This window comes from Leclercia pneumoniae, from assembly GCF_017348915.1.
In the GTDB taxonomy this organism is placed as follows: Bacteria; Pseudomonadota; Gammaproteobacteria; order Enterobacterales; family Enterobacteriaceae; genus Enterobacter; species Enterobacter pneumoniae.
Genome location: NZ_CP071383.1, coordinates 19,306 through 34,837 on the forward strand (window position 1 = coordinate 19,306; position 15,532 = coordinate 34,837).

General features: G+C 58.9%; 17 protein-coding genes. 12 read left to right on the plus strand and 5 right to left on the minus strand.

Annotated elements, in window-relative coordinates; all coding sequences use genetic code 11:
* Positions 1-13 precede the first annotated feature (13 nt).
* On the plus strand, positions 14-1,102 hold the full coding sequence (locus tag JZ655_RS00105) for a cellulase family glycosylhydrolase (RefSeq protein WP_207292691.1): 1,089 nt from the start codon (positions 14-16) through the stop codon (positions 1,100-1,102).
* Here the strand turns inward: JZ655_RS00105 and emrD are convergent.
* The 4 genes from emrD to tisB all read right to left on the minus strand — a co-directional run bounded on the left by emrD (position 1,005) and on the right by tisB (position 3,860).
* The gene (emrD, locus tag JZ655_RS00110) at positions 1,005-2,189 is read right to left on the minus strand and encodes a multidrug efflux MFS transporter EmrD (RefSeq protein WP_207292692.1); all 1,185 of its coding nucleotides are present in this window, start codon (positions 2,187-2,189) and stop codon (positions 1,005-1,007) included. The genes JZ655_RS00105 and emrD overlap by 98 nt on opposite strands.
* 174 nt (positions 2,190-2,363) lie before the next feature.
* The gene (locus tag JZ655_RS00115) at positions 2,364-3,197 is read right to left on the minus strand and encodes an EamA family transporter (RefSeq protein WP_207292693.1); all 834 of its coding nucleotides are present in this window, start codon (positions 3,195-3,197) and stop codon (positions 2,364-2,366) included.
* 62 nt (positions 3,198-3,259) lie between these two features.
* Positions 3,260-3,706 carry a GNAT family N-acetyltransferase gene (locus JZ655_RS00120; protein ID WP_040077762.1) on the minus strand — a complete coding sequence of 149 codons (447 nt, stop codon included), beginning with the start codon at positions 3,704-3,706 and terminating at the stop codon, positions 3,260-3,262.
* Between the two features lie 64 nt (positions 3,707-3,770).
* The gene (gene tisB, locus JZ655_RS00125) at positions 3,771-3,860 is read right to left on the minus strand and encodes a type I toxin-antitoxin system toxin TisB (RefSeq protein WP_040077764.1); all 90 of its coding nucleotides are present in this window, start codon (positions 3,858-3,860) and stop codon (positions 3,771-3,773) included.
* Between the two features lie 523 nt (positions 3,861-4,383).
* Between tisB and ivbL the strand changes: the two genes are divergently transcribed.
* The 11 genes from ivbL (at position 4,384) to JZ655_RS00180 (ending at position 14,160) form a co-directional block, all read left to right on the plus strand.
* Positions 4,384-4,482: an ilvB operon leader peptide IvbL gene (gene ivbL, locus JZ655_RS00130; protein WP_088208941.1), complete on the plus strand. Its 99-nt coding sequence runs from the start codon at positions 4,384-4,386 to the stop codon at positions 4,480-4,482.
* 114 nt (positions 4,483-4,596) lie between these two features.
* A complete protein-coding gene (gene ilvB / locus JZ655_RS00135; RefSeq protein ID WP_207292694.1) occupies positions 4,597-6,285 on the plus strand; it encodes an acetolactate synthase large subunit in 1,689 nt (562 codons plus the stop codon).
* Positions 6,286-6,288: 3 nt separating this feature from the next.
* Positions 6,289-6,576, plus strand: coding sequence for an acetolactate synthase small subunit (gene ilvN, locus JZ655_RS00140; protein WP_040077766.1), 288 nt, complete (start codon positions 6,289-6,291; stop codon positions 6,574-6,576).
* A gap of 76 nt (positions 6,577-6,652) precedes the next feature.
* Positions 6,653-7,246 carry a response regulator transcription factor UhpA gene (uhpA, locus tag JZ655_RS00145; protein ID WP_040077767.1) on the plus strand — a complete coding sequence of 198 codons (594 nt, stop codon included), beginning with the start codon at positions 6,653-6,655 and terminating at the stop codon, positions 7,244-7,246.
* Positions 7,243-8,748 carry a signal transduction histidine-protein kinase/phosphatase UhpB gene (gene uhpB / locus JZ655_RS00150; RefSeq protein ID WP_207292695.1) on the plus strand — a complete coding sequence of 502 codons (1,506 nt, stop codon included), beginning with the start codon at positions 7,243-7,245 and terminating at the stop codon, positions 8,746-8,748. The genes uhpA and uhpB overlap by 4 nt, the downstream gene beginning before the upstream one ends.
* Entirely contained in the window at positions 8,741-10,051 is a 1,311-nt protein-coding gene (uhpC, locus tag JZ655_RS00155) for an MFS transporter (RefSeq protein ID WP_040077770.1), read from the plus strand. Before uhpB ends, uhpC begins: the two co-directional genes overlap by 8 nt.
* 142 nt (positions 10,052-10,193) lie before the next feature.
* Positions 10,194-11,591: a hexose-6-phosphate:phosphate antiporter gene (uhpT, locus tag JZ655_RS00160; protein WP_006177624.1), complete on the plus strand. Its 1,398-nt coding sequence runs from the start codon at positions 10,194-10,196 to the stop codon at positions 11,589-11,591.
* 229 nt (positions 11,592-11,820) lie between these two features.
* The gene (locus tag JZ655_RS00165) at positions 11,821-12,273 is read left to right on the plus strand and encodes a DUF1198 domain-containing protein (RefSeq protein ID WP_207292696.1); all 453 of its coding nucleotides are present in this window, start codon (positions 11,821-11,823) and stop codon (positions 12,271-12,273) included.
* Between the two features lie 132 nt (positions 12,274-12,405).
* Positions 12,406-13,590: a purine ribonucleoside efflux pump NepI gene (gene nepI / locus JZ655_RS00170; protein WP_207292697.1), complete on the plus strand. Its 1,185-nt coding sequence runs from the start codon at positions 12,406-12,408 to the stop codon at positions 13,588-13,590.
* Between the two features lie 56 nt (positions 13,591-13,646).
* Entirely contained in the window at positions 13,647-13,922 is a 276-nt protein-coding gene (locus tag JZ655_RS00175) for a type II toxin-antitoxin system Phd/YefM family antitoxin (RefSeq protein WP_207292698.1), read from the plus strand.
* Positions 13,894-14,160: a Txe/YoeB family addiction module toxin gene (locus JZ655_RS00180; RefSeq protein ID WP_207292699.1), complete on the plus strand. Its 267-nt coding sequence runs from the start codon at positions 13,894-13,896 to the stop codon at positions 14,158-14,160. Before JZ655_RS00175 ends, JZ655_RS00180 begins: the two co-directional genes overlap by 29 nt.
* A 177-nt stretch (positions 14,161-14,337) precedes the next feature.
* On the opposite strand, the gene JZ655_RS00185 is transcribed toward JZ655_RS00180, so the two are convergent.
* Positions 14,338-15,243, minus strand: coding sequence for an EamA family transporter (locus tag JZ655_RS00185; RefSeq protein WP_207292700.1), 906 nt, complete (start codon positions 15,241-15,243; stop codon positions 14,338-14,340).
* Positions 15,244-15,532: the final 289 nt, after the last annotated feature.

The window sequence follows — 15,532 nt, forward strand, 5'->3', positions numbered from 1 at the left end:
CGCAAGGTTGATCGTGTTAAGACCCTTAATGGCCACCCTCTTATTGTGCGCTTCTGGCTGGGCCGCCGCCGCGGAGCCGCCGCTGACGGCGGCACGTTATGCTCAGCAGTTGGGCGTGGGAATGGATGTTGACTGGGCGCGTACCGAGCGTGGTATACGCGAATTTGACCCGCTGGTGGTGCGTGACTTTCACGCTAAAGGACTAAGCCATGTGCGTATCCGCGTTGCGGGGGCACCCACCGAGGCGCGGCTGATTCATCTGCGTAAGCTGGTGGAGGCGTGCGAGCAGTACGGCGTGATCCCGATTATCACTTATCAGGCGGATGCCTGGAAAAGCGACCCGAAGCCGGAAAATGAGAAAGCGGTAGTGAACTGGTGGATAGCGGTAGCCCGCTATTTCGGCCAGAGTTCTCCGCTGCTGGGTTTTGATCTGATTTATGAGCCTGCCGAAAAGCTCAACCATAACCTCGCTGCGCTTAATCGTGTCTACGAAAAAACCATCAAAGCCATCCACGGCATCGACCCGCAGCGGATGATTTTTATCGCCCCGCGTCTGCGGGCCGCACCTGAGGATCTTCCCGGCCTGAAATTACCGGCCCACAGCCAGGGCTATGTACTGGCAGAGTGGCACATCTTCCCCTGGGGGCCGCTGAAGAGTAACGGTAAATACCCCTGGACCTCCGGCACGGCGGCCGAAAAGGCGGCGATTCATGGGCGGATAAGCGCGGCCCTGCGCTGGCAGCAAAAAACCGGGCACAGCAGCTGGGTAGGGGGCTGGACGGTAGGGGAGACCATCAACTCTACGCCGACGGCCTCGCAGCTGGCCTTTGCTACCTTTATGGCCTGTGAACTGCAAAAGGCAAAAATACCCTATGCCATCAATGCGGATAATCAATTCTACGACGGAGAAGAGGGGGCGTGGCGACCCTCATCAGAGCCGTTACTGCAAACGATGATAGCCCCGCGCTGTGAAAAGCCCGACGAGAAGTCGGGCCATCATGGGATTAAACCGGCTGCTCGTGATGCGGCACGCGCGACGCCAGCGGCAGCCAGCACAGCAAAATCAGCAGCCCCATCAGCGTCATCAGTAAACCTAAACTAGCCTGTCCGGTTTGCGGCATCATGGCGGAAAGCCAGGCCAGCGCGCCAGAACCGATGTTCTGCAAGCCGCCAACCAGTGCGCCGGCGGTGCCTGCCAGGAACGGAAACGGCTCCATCGCGCCGCTGGTGGCGAGCGGGAACAGCATTCCCGCCCCGAAGAAGAACAGCGCCGCCGGGATGAGCAGCGTCCAGACGGTCATCACGCCAAACAGCCCTGGGATCCACATCATCAGCCCCGCCAGCAGACAGCTGATAACGGACTGCCACATCAGCGTGGAGAAACGCTTGTTGGGGCGACCCGCGAACCAGGCGCCGAAAAACGCCGCCGGGATCGGCAGAATAAACAGAATACTTACCACCATGCTGCTCAGGCCAAGCCCCGCACCCAGCAGCACCCCGGAACAGGCTTCAAACACCGCGATACCCGCCAGGCCACCGATCAGCATCAGCAGATAGCAAGTAAACGCCCCGTTGCCGAACAGCGTCTTATAGCTGGTGAGAAGTTTGGTGCGCGGCGCATCCACCGGACGCGTTTCCGGCATCCAGCGCGCCATGCTGAAGGTGACTATCATGCACAGCACCAGCAGGAAGGCGTAGCAGGCGCGCCAGGACCACACCGTATCCAGCAGGCCGCCAATCAGCGGTGCCAGTAGCGGACTGACCAGAATGCCCATATTCAGCAGGCTGTTAGCATGACGTAGCTGGGTGCCCTGATACATATCGCGCGGTAAGGTGCGCGCCATCACTCCACCGACGCCGGTTCCGACACCCTGCAGGGCGCTGGCGGCGATCAGGACGGTCAGGCTATGGGTCGCGATCGCTATCACCGTCGCGACCATAAAAATGGTCATGCCCACCAGGATCACCAGACGACGCCCGACCCGATCAGAGAGCGGCCCGTAGAAGAGCTGCGATACGCCATAGGTCAGCAGGTAGGCCGCCATTACGCTCTGTACTGCGCCCTCGCGGACATTCAGTTCCTTTGCCATATCGGCAATCGCCGGTATGTAGATGGTTTGCGCCATCTGCCCGACGGCCACCAGTAACACCAGCATCAACAATAAATTAACGTTCCGTTGCTTTTTCATGTCGCTGAATATGTTTGCTTAAAGATAAAAGAAAGAATAAGTGACTGCGCATTCCCATAAATGCGCGAGGAATCTACCACAATGAGATGACAATTTAAGCATTGCGATAAGGAATGGAAAAACCGGGTCAGGCAGGATTTGTAAACATGGGCGGCAACGAATGTTGCCATGAATTTATGCCAGGCGAAGCAGCATGGCTCCGCCTGCTATACCCAGCGCCGCAGCGATGCGTAAACCGGCAACCTTTTCTTTTAAAAGCACAAAGGCGATAAGCGCCCCGAAGAGTATCGAGGTTTCGCGCAGGGCAGCAACGACGGCAAGCGGTGCCTGGGTCATCGCCCATAACGCCAGACCGTAGGATCCCAGCGTGCCCACGCCACCGAGCAACCCTTTTTTCCAGTGCAGGCACAGATAACGGGTGGCTTCCCGGCGGCGGGCCACCATCGCCCAGGCGAGCAGGCAGAAGCCGTTCATCAGAAAGGTCCAGAGCGTATAGCCCAGCGCGGTATCAGACAGACGCACGCCGGTGCCGTCCACCAGGGTGTAACCGGCAATAAAACAGGCATTCAGCAGCGCCAGCCCGATCCCTTTACGCGACCGCATGCGACCGTTCATCGCCATAGCAAGAATCGACAGGCAGATCACCCCGATGCCGGACCATGCCAGCCCTGAGAGGCTATCCCCCAGCGCCAGCACGCTGATTAGCGCCACCAGCAGCGGCGCCGTGCCGCGCATAAGCGGGTAGGTCTGGCTCATATCAGAGACCTGATAGGTCTTTGCTACCAACACCGTGTACACCACCTGCAGCGCGCAAGAGACGACCAAAAACGGCCAGCTGGCAGCAGAGGGTTGTGGAGAGAAAGGGAGTATTACCAGAGCGATAAGCGCGGCAGAGCCGCTCACGCCGAGCGCGGAGTAGAGTTTGTCCGTTCCGGCTTTGACGATGGCATTCCAGCTGGCATGCAGCAGAGCGGCAAACAACAGAATGCAGAAAACGGTGAAGGTCATAGCGTATCGGGTGGTGAATTGTCATCTAACTGTAACATTCACATCCTGAGCCTGCCAGGCGGTTATACCGCACAGAAAAGGCGGTGCGTCACCCGGGGTTCGTCGCAGACCAGCGTAAAACCAGCCCGATGATAAAATCCGTACGCGGTGTCCGGTGCATGGGTATTCAGAAAATCAAACCAGATGCTGGCATCGGCCATTACGACGGTCAAAAGCTGCTTCCCGATGCCCAGCCCCCGGCACTTCTCGCTGACGTAAAGGTGGCGAATACGCCCCGCACGGGGCTGCTGGCTAAAGGGATCGCGGTTTAAGCCGCACACGCCCACCAGCTTGCCGTTAAGAAACGCTCCCAGCAGCTTTTCGCCCGGCGCGTTAAAGCGATTCTCACCCCGTTGCCAGTTCTCTTCCAGCCTGCGCAGCATATTGAAACGTAGCGCAATACTCTCCGCCTTCAGGGCGATATATCCCGGTTCGTCCGGGGTGACAGGCTCAATTAACAGACGCGACATAGCATTCCCTCGTTATTAAAGAGGGGCGGTTTCCCGCCCCTCTCAGGTGCGACTTGAACCTGAATTACCGAGTGTATTTCAGGACAGCATCAAGCAGTTGCAGTGCTGCAACAATGAGTTTGAGGATAAGTACAACCATATCCACTACGCTCATACGCGTCTCCTTTTGGTAAAAAGGAGCACGATGCTGGCGTACCTTTCCGCCGCCTGTTACCAGCACCTGGATTGACGTAACACAGTGTGCTCACTTCAGGGGGTTAAGGCACTGACGGCACCACCCGTTTCAGCCAGGACGTCGTTGCGCCGGTAGAACTGCGGCCCCCTCGCTCACTGCGAACAGACTCAGTATAGATAAATACTGTATGTATGAACAGTATTTTATGGACAAAAATCAGAAGGCGGTCCATACTCAAAAACGTCAAAATCCGTGCCAGAAATTGCGCGTTCGTCTTCGATCGCGTATACTTTTGCCGTTGACGTAACACAGTGTGTTCTGCGGAAACCAACCGCAAAACCCTGATAAAAACCTCGCTTAGGCGGGGTTTTTTGTTTTCACGGCGCAACAAACGAAACGTGATCCCTGACGCATTTTTATGCGGATATCTATTTTTCCATTGTCACGCCTTAAAACCTGTGGTTGTATAAATTCTATCAATGATTCCAAACACAGGTTCCTCATGACTCCATCCCTGTTCACCGCGACCCTACTAAAAACTGCTCAACCCGCCGCAGTGGTCGTCGTGCGTGTGGTGGTCGTCGTCGGCAATGCGCCGTAGGGACTGGATCAACACACGAATCCAAAACCCCGCCGGCGCAAACCGGGCGGGGTTTTTCGTTTTAGCGACCCTCTCCCGGAAAGTCGGCTCAGATCAGAATAAAAGGACTGGAGCATGGCAAGTTCGGGCACAACATCCAACAAGACGCGTTTTACGGGCGCGCAGTTAATCGTTCATTTACTGGAACGGCAGGGCATCACCACGGTGGCAGGTATCCCTGGCGGCACGGTACTCCCGCTGTATGATGCGTTAAGCCAGAGCAGCAAAATCCGCCACGTGCTGGCACGCCACGAACAGGGCGCGGGTTTTATCGCCCAGGGCATGGCGCGTACCCAGGGTAAACCGGCAGTCTGTATGGCCTGTAGCGGCCCGGGGGCCACTAACCTGGTCACCGCCATCGCCGATGCGCGTCTCGACTCTATCCCCCTGATCTGCATTACTGGCCAGGTTCCCTCGTCCATGATCGGCACCGACGCCTTTCAGGAAGTAGATACCTACGGCATCTCTATCCCCATCACCAAACATAACTACTTAGTTCGCGACATCGCCGAGCTTCCGCAGGTTATCAGCGATGCGTTCCGCATTGCGCAGTCCGGCCGCCCAGGCCCGGTGTGGATAGACATTCCTAAGGATGTCCAGACCGCAGAGATTGACATCGATGTCCTGCCAGAGCCGGGCGATCGCGCCACTGCGCCAGAATTCAGCGCAGAGAGCGTGCGTGATGCCGCGGCCATGATTAACGCCGCCAAACGCCCGGTACTCTATCTGGGCGGCGGGGTGATCAACGCGCCGGAGGCGGTGCGCGAGCTGGCCGAAAAGGCGCAATTACCCACCACCATGACGCTGATGGCGCTGGGTATGTTGCCAAAAGCGCACCCGCTGTCGCTGGGCATGCTGGGGATGCACGGCGCGCGCAGCACCAACTACATCCTGCAAGAGGCGGATTTACTGATTGTGCTCGGGGCCCGTTTTGATGACCGGGCGATTGGTAAAACCGAGCAGTTCTGCCCGAACGCGAAAATCATTCATGTGGATATCGACCGCGCCGAGCTGGGTAAAATTAAGCAGCCACACGTGGCCATTCAGGGGGATGTGGGCGAAGTGCTGGCCCAGTTGACGCCGCAAATTGAGGCGGCCCCGCGTGCGGAGTGGCACCAACTGGTGGCCGATTTACAACAGGAGTTCCCGGGTGCCATCCCAACCGGCGGCGATCCGCTGAGCCACTATGGCCTGATCAACGCCGTGGCCGCCTGCGTGGACGACAGCGCCATTATCACCACCGACGTGGGCCAGCATCAGATGTGGACTGCGCAAGCCTATCCACTGAATCGTCCCCGTCAGTGGCTCACCTCTGGCGGCCTGGGCACCATGGGCTTTGGCCTGCCTGCGGCGGTGGGGGCGGCGCTGGCCAACCCGGATCGCAAAGTGATCTGCTTCTCCGGCGATGGCAGCCTGATGATGAATATTCAGGAGATGGCGACCGCGGCGGAAAACCAGTTAGACGTGAAAATTATTCTGATGAATAACGAAGCGCTGGGGCTGGTACACCAACAGCAGAGTCTGTTTTACAAGCAGGGCGTCTTTGCGGCGACCTATCCGGGGATGATTAATTTTATGCAGATTGCCGCCGGGTTTGGTCTGCACACTTGCGATTTGAATGCCGAAGCCGATGCGCACGCCGCCCTGCAGGAGGCGATTTCCCGCCCTGGCCCGGCGCTGATCCACGTGCGTATCGACGCGCAACAAAAAGTCTATCCGATGGTCCCACCCGGTGCGGCCAATACAGAAATGGTGGGGGAATAAGCCATGCAGAAACAACACGACAACGTCATTCTCGAACTTACCGTCCGCAACCACCCGGGGGTGATGACCCACGTCTGCGGGCTGTTTGCCCGCCGCGCATTCAACGTGGAAGGCATTCTTTGTTTGCCAATTCTGGGCAGTGAACACAGCCGCATCTGGCTACTGGTCAACGATGACCAGCGCCTGGAGCAGATGATGGCGCAGATCGATAAGCTGGAAGATGTGACCAAAGTGGTGCGTAACCAGTCCGATCCCACCATGTTTAACAAAATTGCGGTCTTCTTCGAATAAATCGCTCATTGCTTGAACGCCCGCGCGCTTATCGTTAAGGTAAGCGCGTTTTTTTATCCGCCCGCTAGGAACGCGCATGACCACCATTGCCCTCATCGACGACCATCTTATCGTCCGCTCCGGCTTCGCCCAGTTGCTGAGTCTGGAGGCCGATTTCCAGGTTGTCGCGGAATTTGGCTCTGGCCGTGAGGCGCTGGCAGGTCTGCCGGGGCGCGGGGTGCAGGTCTGTATCTGCGATATCTCCATGCCGGATCTCTCCGGTCTTGAACTGTTAAGCCAGCTGCCGAAAGGGATGGCGACCATCATGCTGTCGGTTCACGACAGCCCGGCGCTGGTGGAGCAGGCGCTTAACGCGGGGGCGCGTGGGTTCCTCTCAAAACGCTGTAGTCCGGACGAACTGATTGCCGCCGTACGCACCGTTGCCACCGGCGGCTGTTATTTAACCCCGGATATCGCCGTCAAGCTGGCGACCGGACGCCAGGATCCGCTCACAAAGCGTGAACGTCAGGTGGCAGAGAAACTCGCCCAGGGAATGTCGGTTAAAGAAATTGCCGCTGAATTGGATCTATCGCCAAAGACCGTACACGTTCACCGGGCAAACCTGATGGAAAAACTGGGCGTCAGTAACGACGTTGAACTGGCCCGACGTATGTTTGATAACTGGCAATGAGCCCGGTGTTTTCGCGGCTGATCGCCGTCGTTGCCAGCTTTTTTATCTTCTCCGCCGCCTGGTTCTGCCTGTGGAGTATTAGCCTGCATCTGGTTGAACGCCCCGAACTGGCAGTGCTGCTGTTCCCGTTCGGCCTGCGTCTTGGACTGATGCTGCAATGCCCGCGCGGCTACTGGCCGGTGCTGCTGGGCGCGGAGTGGCTGATGCTGTTCTGGCTGGCGCAGGAAGTGGCGCTGGCCCATCTGCCATTATTGATGATCGGGAGTGTGCTGACGCTTCTTCCAGTCACGCTGATCTCGCGCTATCGCCATCAGCGGGACTGGCGCACGCTGCTGTGGCAAGGCACGGCGCTGATGGCCGCCGCGCTGTTACAGTCATTGCCGTGGCTCGGCGAGCAAGAGATGCTGAACGCCCTGCTGTTGACCCTCACCGGCGGCCTGACGCTGGCCCCCACCTGTCTGGTCATCTGGCATTACCTCACCAGCACCGTATGGCAGCCGCTTGGCCCGGCGCTGGTCTCCCAGCCGGTAAACTGGCGCGCCCGGCATCTTATCTGGTACCTGCTGCTGTTTGTTCTGAGCCTGTGGCTGCAGCTTGGCCTGCCCGCCGAGCTTTCCCGCTTTACGCCGTTTTGTCTGGCGCTGCCGATTATCGCCCTCGCCTGGCACTATGGCTGGCAGGGGGCGCTGATCGCGACCCTGATGAACGCCATCGCGCTGATCGCCAGCCAGACATGGCACGATCACCCCGTTGATTTGCTGCTCTCGCTGCTGGCCCAGAGCCTGACCGGGCTGCTGCTGGGGGCGGGTATCCAGCGCTTGCGCGAACTGAATCAGTCCCTGCAAACCGAGCTGGCGCGCAACCGGCTCCTGGCAGAGCGTCTGCTGGAGACCGAAGAGAGCGTGCGCCAGGAAGTGGCCCGCGAGCTGCACGATGACATCGGCCAGACCATCACCGCTATCCGCACCCAGGCGGGCGTTGTCCAGCGTCTGGCGGCGGAAAACGCAGGCGTGAAGCAGGGCGGGGCGCATATCGAGCAGTTGTCGCTGGGGGTGTACGATTCCGTGCGCCGCCTGCTCGGCAGACTGCGTCCGCGCCAGCTCGACGATCTTTCGCTTGAGCAGGCGGTGCGCTCCCTGATGCGCGAAATGGAGCTGGAAAGCCGGGGCATCGTCAGCCATCTCGACTGGAATATTGATGAACGGACGCTGAGCGAAGGCCAGCGCGTCACGCTGTTCCGCGTCTGCCAGGAGGGGCTAAACAACGTGGTGAAACACGCCAACGCCAGCGCGGTTACGCTGCAGGGCTGGCAGCAGGAAGACCGCCTGATGTTGATTATTGAAGACGATGGCTGCGGCCTGCCGCCGGGCTCCGGCCAGCAGGGCTTTGGCCTGGCGGGGATGCGCGAGCGCGTCGTGGCGCTGGGCGGCACCCTGACCCTCTCCTGCACGCACGGCACACGCGTCAGCGCCAGTTTGCCGCTACGGAGTCACCATGTTTAATACCCCCGCCAATGCCGCGCCCGTCGGCAACCAGGCCGACATCGACGCGCGGTACCGCTACTGGCGGCGCCATATCCTGATCACTATCTGGCTCGGCTATGCGCTGTTTTACTTCACCCGCAAAAGCTTTAACGCCGCCGCGCCGGAAATCCTCGCCAGCGGTGTGATGACCCGCACCGATATCGGCCTGCTGGCGACGCTGTTTTACATCAGCTACGGCCTGTCGAAGTTCTTCTCCGGTATCGTCAGCGACCGCTCTAACGCACGCTACTTCATGGGCACGGGGCTGATCGCCACCGGCGTGGTGAACATCCTGTTCGGCTTCTCCACCTCCCTGTGGGCGTTTGCCCTGCTGTGGGCCCTGAACGCCTTTTTCCAGGGCTGGGGGGCACCGGTGTGCGCCCGCCTGCTCACCACCTGGTACTCACGCAATGAGCGCGGCGGCTGGTGGGCAATCTGGAACACGGCGCATAACGTCGGCGGGGCGCTGATCCCCATCGTGGTGGGCGCGGCGGCGCTGCACTACGGCTGGCGTGCGGGAATGATGATTGCGGGCGGGCTTGCCATCCTTGCCGGGCTGTTCCTCTGCTGGCGCCTGCGCGATAAGCCCCAGACCGTCGGGCTTCCTCCCGTTGGCGACTGGCGGCACGACGAGATGGAGATCGCCCAGCAGCAGGAGGGGGCGGGGCTGACGCACAAAGCGATTCTGACGAAATATGTGCTGAAAAATCCCTACATCTGGCTGTTATCGCTGTGCTACGTGCTGGTGTATGTGGTGCGCGCGGCGATCAACGACTGGGGCAACCTGTACATGTCCGAGACGCTCGGCGTCGATCTGGTCACCGCCAACTCGGCGGTCACCATGTTCGAGCTGGGCGGATTTATCGGCGCGCTGGTGGCGGGCTGGGGATCGGACAAACTGTTTAATGGCAACCGCGGGCCGATGAACCTGATTTTCGCCGCCGGCATTTTGCTCTCCGTTGGCTCGCTGTGGCTGATGCCTTTTGCCAGCTATGTGATGCAGGCGGCGTGCTTCTTCACCATCGGCTTCTTCGTCTTTGGCCCACAGATGCTGATCGGCATGGCGGCGGCAGAGTGCTCGCACAAAGAGGCGGCAGGTGCGGCGACGGGCTTCGTCGGGCTGTTTGCCTACCTCGGCGCATCGCTCTCTGGCTGGCCGCTGGCATGGGTGATCGACGTTTGGCACTGGAGCGGCTTCTTCGCGGTGATCGCCATCGCGGCGGGGATCTCTGCTCTGTTGTTGCTGCCGTTTTTGCACGCGCAGGCTCCGCGCGAAGCGTGACGCGCCTCACCTTTTGGCGCCGAGTGGCGCAAAACTAAGAAATTTTCCCGGTTTCACCTGGACGCTGTCTCAGGCGTCGCACCCGGCTGATTTTTACAATGCCTGCCATTCGCAGGTATAAAAATCAGCTCAGGAGCAACCCATGCTGGCCTTCCTTAACCAGGTGCGCAAGCCGACCCTGGATCTGCCGCTCGATGTGCGGCGCAAAATGTGGTTCAAACCCTTCATGCAGTCTTACCTGGTGGTCTTTATCGGCTACCTGACCATGTATCTGATCCGCAAGAACTTTAACATCGCGCAGAACGACATGATCTCAACCTATGGTCTGAGCATGACGCAGCTGGGGATGATTGGCCTGGGCTTCTCCATCACTTATGGCGTGGGGAAAACGCTGGTGTCGTACTACGCGGACGGCAAAAACACCAAGCAGTTCCTGCCGTTTATGCTGATCCTCTCCGCCATCTGTATGCTTGGCTTCAGCGCCAGCATGGGTTCAGGCTCCGTCAGCCTGTTCCTGATGATCGCTTTCTACGCCCTGAGCGGCTTCTTCCAGAGCACCGGCGGGTCGTGCAGCTACTCGACCATCACCAAATGGACCCCGCGCCGCAAGCGTGGCTCGTACCTCGGCATGTGGAACATCTCCCACAACCTCGGCGGAGCGGGCGCGGCAGGCGTGGCGCTGTTCGGCGCCAACTATCTGTTCGACGGTCACGTCATCGGTATGTTTATCTTCCCGTCGATTATCGCCCTGATCGTCGGCTTTATCGGCCTGCGCTTCGGCAGCGACTCCCCGGAATCCTACGGCCTCGGCAAAGCCGAAGAGCTGTTCGGTGAGGAGATCAGCGAAGAGGATAAAGAGACCGAAGAAAACGAGATGACCAAATGGCAGATCTTTGTTGAGTACGTGCTGAAAAACAAGGTGATCTGGCTGCTCTGCTTCTCGAACATCTTCCTGTACGTGGTGCGTATCGGTATCGACCAGTGGTCAACCGTGTACGCCTTCCAGGAGCTGAAACTCTCGAAAGAAGTGGCAATTCAGGGCTTCACCCTGTTTGAAGTGGGTGCGCTGGTCGGCACGCTGCTGTGGGGCTGGCTCTCTGACCTCGCCAATGGGCGTCGTGCGCTGGTGGCCTGCGTTGCGCTGGCGTTGATTATCGCCACGCTCGGCGTATACCAGCACGCCAGCAACCAGTACGTGTACCTCGCCTCCCTGTTCGCGCTCGGCTTCCTGGTGTTTGGTCCGCAGCTGCTGATTGGCGTGGCGGCGGTCGGTTTTGTGCCGAAAAAAGCGATCGGCGCCGCCGATGGGATTAAGGGCACCTTCGCTTACCTGATCGGCGACAGCTTCGCCAAGCTCGGTCTGGGGATGATTGCCGACGGCACGCCGGTCTTTGGCCTCACCGGCTGGGCAGGCACCTTCGCCGCGCTGGACGCCGCCGCCATCGGCTGTATCGTCCTGATGGCGATGGTCGCGGTGCTGGAAGAACGTAAGATCCGCCGTGAGAATCGTGCGCAGAAACAGAAATTGAAAGCAGCCTGAGTGTGCAGGTGACCTCTTTGCCCGGTGTGATGCCGGGCTTTTTTGGTTTGTCGGTAAGGCTGTAGCGCCTCTGGTGTGCAATTTGACCCCATGCTCGCCTCGCCCGGTGCGAAGCGCGCTCGAAGGGCCGCGGTTTTCTACGTAATTTCAGTTCACTTATATGACGTTGTCTGCTGGCGACCACGCTGCTTTTCCCGATATTATGAGCGGCTGTTACTTAGGAGAACTCATGATCTGGATAATGCTGGCGACCCTCATAGTCGTGTTTGTCATAGGATTTCGTATCCTGACCTCCGATTCTCGCCGCGCCATCAAACGTTTAAGTGAACGTCTGGGCATTTCGCTGGTGACGGTCGAGTCGATGATCGACCAGTTTGGTAAAACGTCCGGAAATGAGTTTATCCGCTACCTCGAGCGCCCGGACGAGGCGCATCTGCAAAACGCGGCCCAGGTGCTGTTGATCTGGCAGGTGTGTATTGTTGATGGCAGTGAACAAAATCTGCTCAGCTGGCACCGCCTGCTGCGTAAAGCCCGTCTCGCCGCACCGCTCACCGATGCGCAGGTCCGCCTGGCCCTTGGCTTTATGCGCGAAATGGACCCCGATCCGCAGGAGCTGAACGCCTTCCAGCTGCGCTATAACCAACTTTTCCTGCCGGAAGAGGGTGTGTTTTATCTTCACTGAGGCCTTGCAGGCCGGGGCCAGCACCACCTCATCCGGCAAACCCCGGCAAAAGTTGTCGAAACGTTAAATTCGTCACACTTTTGATGATAAACTGCGCGACTTTTCCGCACATTTTTATCTTCAGGTGACGTCATGACAGAACATATTCAGCCCGCTCCCCACGCTAAAGAGGTCGCCCGGCCCAACTGGTCGGCGGTTTTCTCGGTGGCGTTCTGCGTGGCCTGCCTGATTACCGTTGAGTTTCTGCCGGTGAGCCTGCTGACGCCGATGGCGCAGGATCTGGGTATTTCGGAAGGTGTGGCGGGGCAGTCCGTTACCGTCACCGCCTTTGTGGCGATGTTCGCCAGCCTCTTTATTACCCAGGCAATTGGCACCATCGACCGCCGCAAAGTGGTCATTCTCTTCAGCGTGCTGCTGACGGCATCCTGCCTGCTGGTCTCCTTCGCCAATAGCTTTAGCCTGCTTTTGCTCGGGCGCGCCTGTCTGGGGTTAGGGCTCGGCGGCTTCTGGGCGATGTCCGCTTCGCTCACCATGCGCCTGGTGCCCGCCCGCACCGTGCCTAAAGCGCTGTCGGTGATTTTCGGCGCGGTCTCCATCGCGCTGGTGATTGCCGCGCCGCTGGGCAGTTTTCTCGGCGGGATCATCGGCTGGCGTAATGTCTTTAACGCCGCGGCGGTGATGGGTCTGCTCTGCATTGTCTGGGTATGGAAAGCGCTGCCGTCGCTGCCGGGTGAAGCGGCACATCACAAACAGAACATGTTTACGCTGTTGAAACGTCCGGGCGTGCTGGCGGGGATGACCGCTATCTTTATGGCCTTCGCCGGGCAGTTTGCCTTCTTCACCTACATCCGCCCGGTGTTTATGACCATGGCCGGCTTTGACGTGGATGGCCTGACGCTGGTGCTGCTGAGCTTCGGTATCGCCAGCTTTGTCGGCACCTCGCTGTCGGCGCAGTTCCTGAAACGCTCCCTCAAAGTGGCGCTGGCCGGTGCGCCGCTGGTGCTGGCGATCAGCGCCGCCGTGCTGATTCTGTGGGGCAGCGACAAGTGGGTCGCCTCGGCGATTGCCATTATCTGGGGCTTCGCCTTTGCGCTGGTGCCGGTGGGCTGGTCGACGTGGATCACCCGCTCGCTGGCCGATCAGGCGGAAAAAGCGGGGTCGATTCAGGTAGCGGTGATCCAGCTGGCGAACACCTGCGGCGCGGCGGTGGGCGGTGTGGCGCTCGACCATCTGGGGCTGACCTCACCGCTGGTGATTTCCGGTACGCTGATGCTGATGACGGCGCTGCTGGTGGCAGCGAAGGTGAGGGCGCGTTGATTGATAAATAGTCACTCCGGCGATATACTTGTACCGTAACTTGTACAGGAGGGAATATGCAGGTTGTGACCTTTACTGAAGCGCGAAGCCGACTCAAAGATGTGTTGGACGACGTGAATGACAATGTGGAGACGACAATCATCAGCCGCCGCAACGGCGGGGATGCGGTTGTTATGTCTCTTCAGCACTACAACTCGATGATGGAAACGATCCATTTGATGAGTTCGCCTGCTAATGCCAGCCGACTGATGGAGTCAATCGCACAGGCAAACACGGGTAAAACCACGCAGAGGGATCTGATTGATGACCAGGCTACTAATTTGGACAGATAACGGCTGGGACGATTATCTGTGGTGGCAAGAGCAGGATAAGAAAACGCTTTGCAGAATCAACAAGCTGATTGAAGATGCGAAGTGCCAGCCTTTCAAAGGACTGGGAAAGCCTGAACCGCTTAAAGGGAATCTTTCTGGTTACTGGTCCCGCCGGATAAACGATACTGACCGACTTGTTTACGGCGTGTCGGGTAGCGCACTCACTATTTTGATGTGCCGCTATCACTATCATGTGTAATTCAGGTTAATGCCTGAACCCGTCTTCTCGAATTTATCGACGGCGTTGCTGGTGGCAGTGAAGGTGAGGGCGATGTTGTAAATTACCCCTCACCCCGGCCCTCTCCCCAAAGGGGCGAGGGTGAAAAGACCGCACCGGGTAATCCCCTCGCCCCTTTGGGGTTAGGGTGAGGGGATATCAGGCTGATGTCTGAACCCGTCTTCTGGAATCCATCGAAATCAGCACCACCGACGAGACAATCAGCAGCGTGCCCAGCCAGTCCGGCAGGGTGAAGGCCACGCCCAGCAGGATCACCGACAGCAATGCACTACTCAGCGGTTCGGCGCAGCTCAGGATGCTCGCCTTTGGCCCGCCGATCATCTGTGCCCCTTTCAGATACAGGCTGAACGTCAGCGCCGTACCGATCACCACCAGATAGAAGAACGCCAGCAGCAGGCTACCGTCGAACGCAAAGGTGGTGCCGCGCCCCGCGTAGAACGGCGTCAGCACCAGTCCCGCAATCAACATGCTCCAGCCGACGATCGGCAGCGTACCGTAGCGGGCGATCAGCGTTGACGGGTAGGTGGTATAGAACGCCGCAGCAAAGGCCGAGGCGATGCCGAAGAACAGCGCGGCAGGCGAGATTGAGAGCGACGTCGGGTCGCCGTGCGTCACCAGCAGGAAGGTGCCGACAAGCGACGTGAATATCGCGGATAACACAAACAGGCCGGGGCGCTTTTTCCGCGCCAGCGCGAACCACGCCACGATAATGGTTGGCGACAGGAACTGCAGCACGGTGGCGGTGGCGGCGTTGGATTTTTCAATCGTCAGCAGGAAGGTGAGCTGCACGGTGAGCGCGCCGACCAGCGAGAAAAATAGCAGGCTGATGGCGTCCTTACGGTTTTTGATGACCGAGAAAATTTTGTCGCCGTGAACGAAGGAGAGCGTCAGCAGGATCACCCCGGTAAACAGCAGGCGAACCATGGTCAGATAAGGTGAAGAGATGTGGCTTTTCTCCATGATGTACTGCGCGCAAACGCCTGAACTTCCCCATAAAACGGCGGCGATCAGGACGTTGAGCATCCCTTTACGTGTGGAACCCATGTTCTCCCCTGTTATGTTGGTTTTTTTGTAGCATAACATGAGGATTGGTGGGTTTGGTGCGGTCTGATGCCCTCACCCCGGCCCTCTCCCACGGGAAGAGGGGGCAAAGACTAAAAACGGCAACATGGCGTTGCCGTTTTGCATTTACCTTGTGCGGTCTGATGCCCTCACCCCGGCCCTCTCCCACGGGGAGAGGGGGCAAAGACTAAAAACGGCAGCTGTCGTTACCGTTTTGCGTTTACCTTGTGCGGTCTGATGCCCTCACCCCGGCCCTCTCCCACGGGGAGAG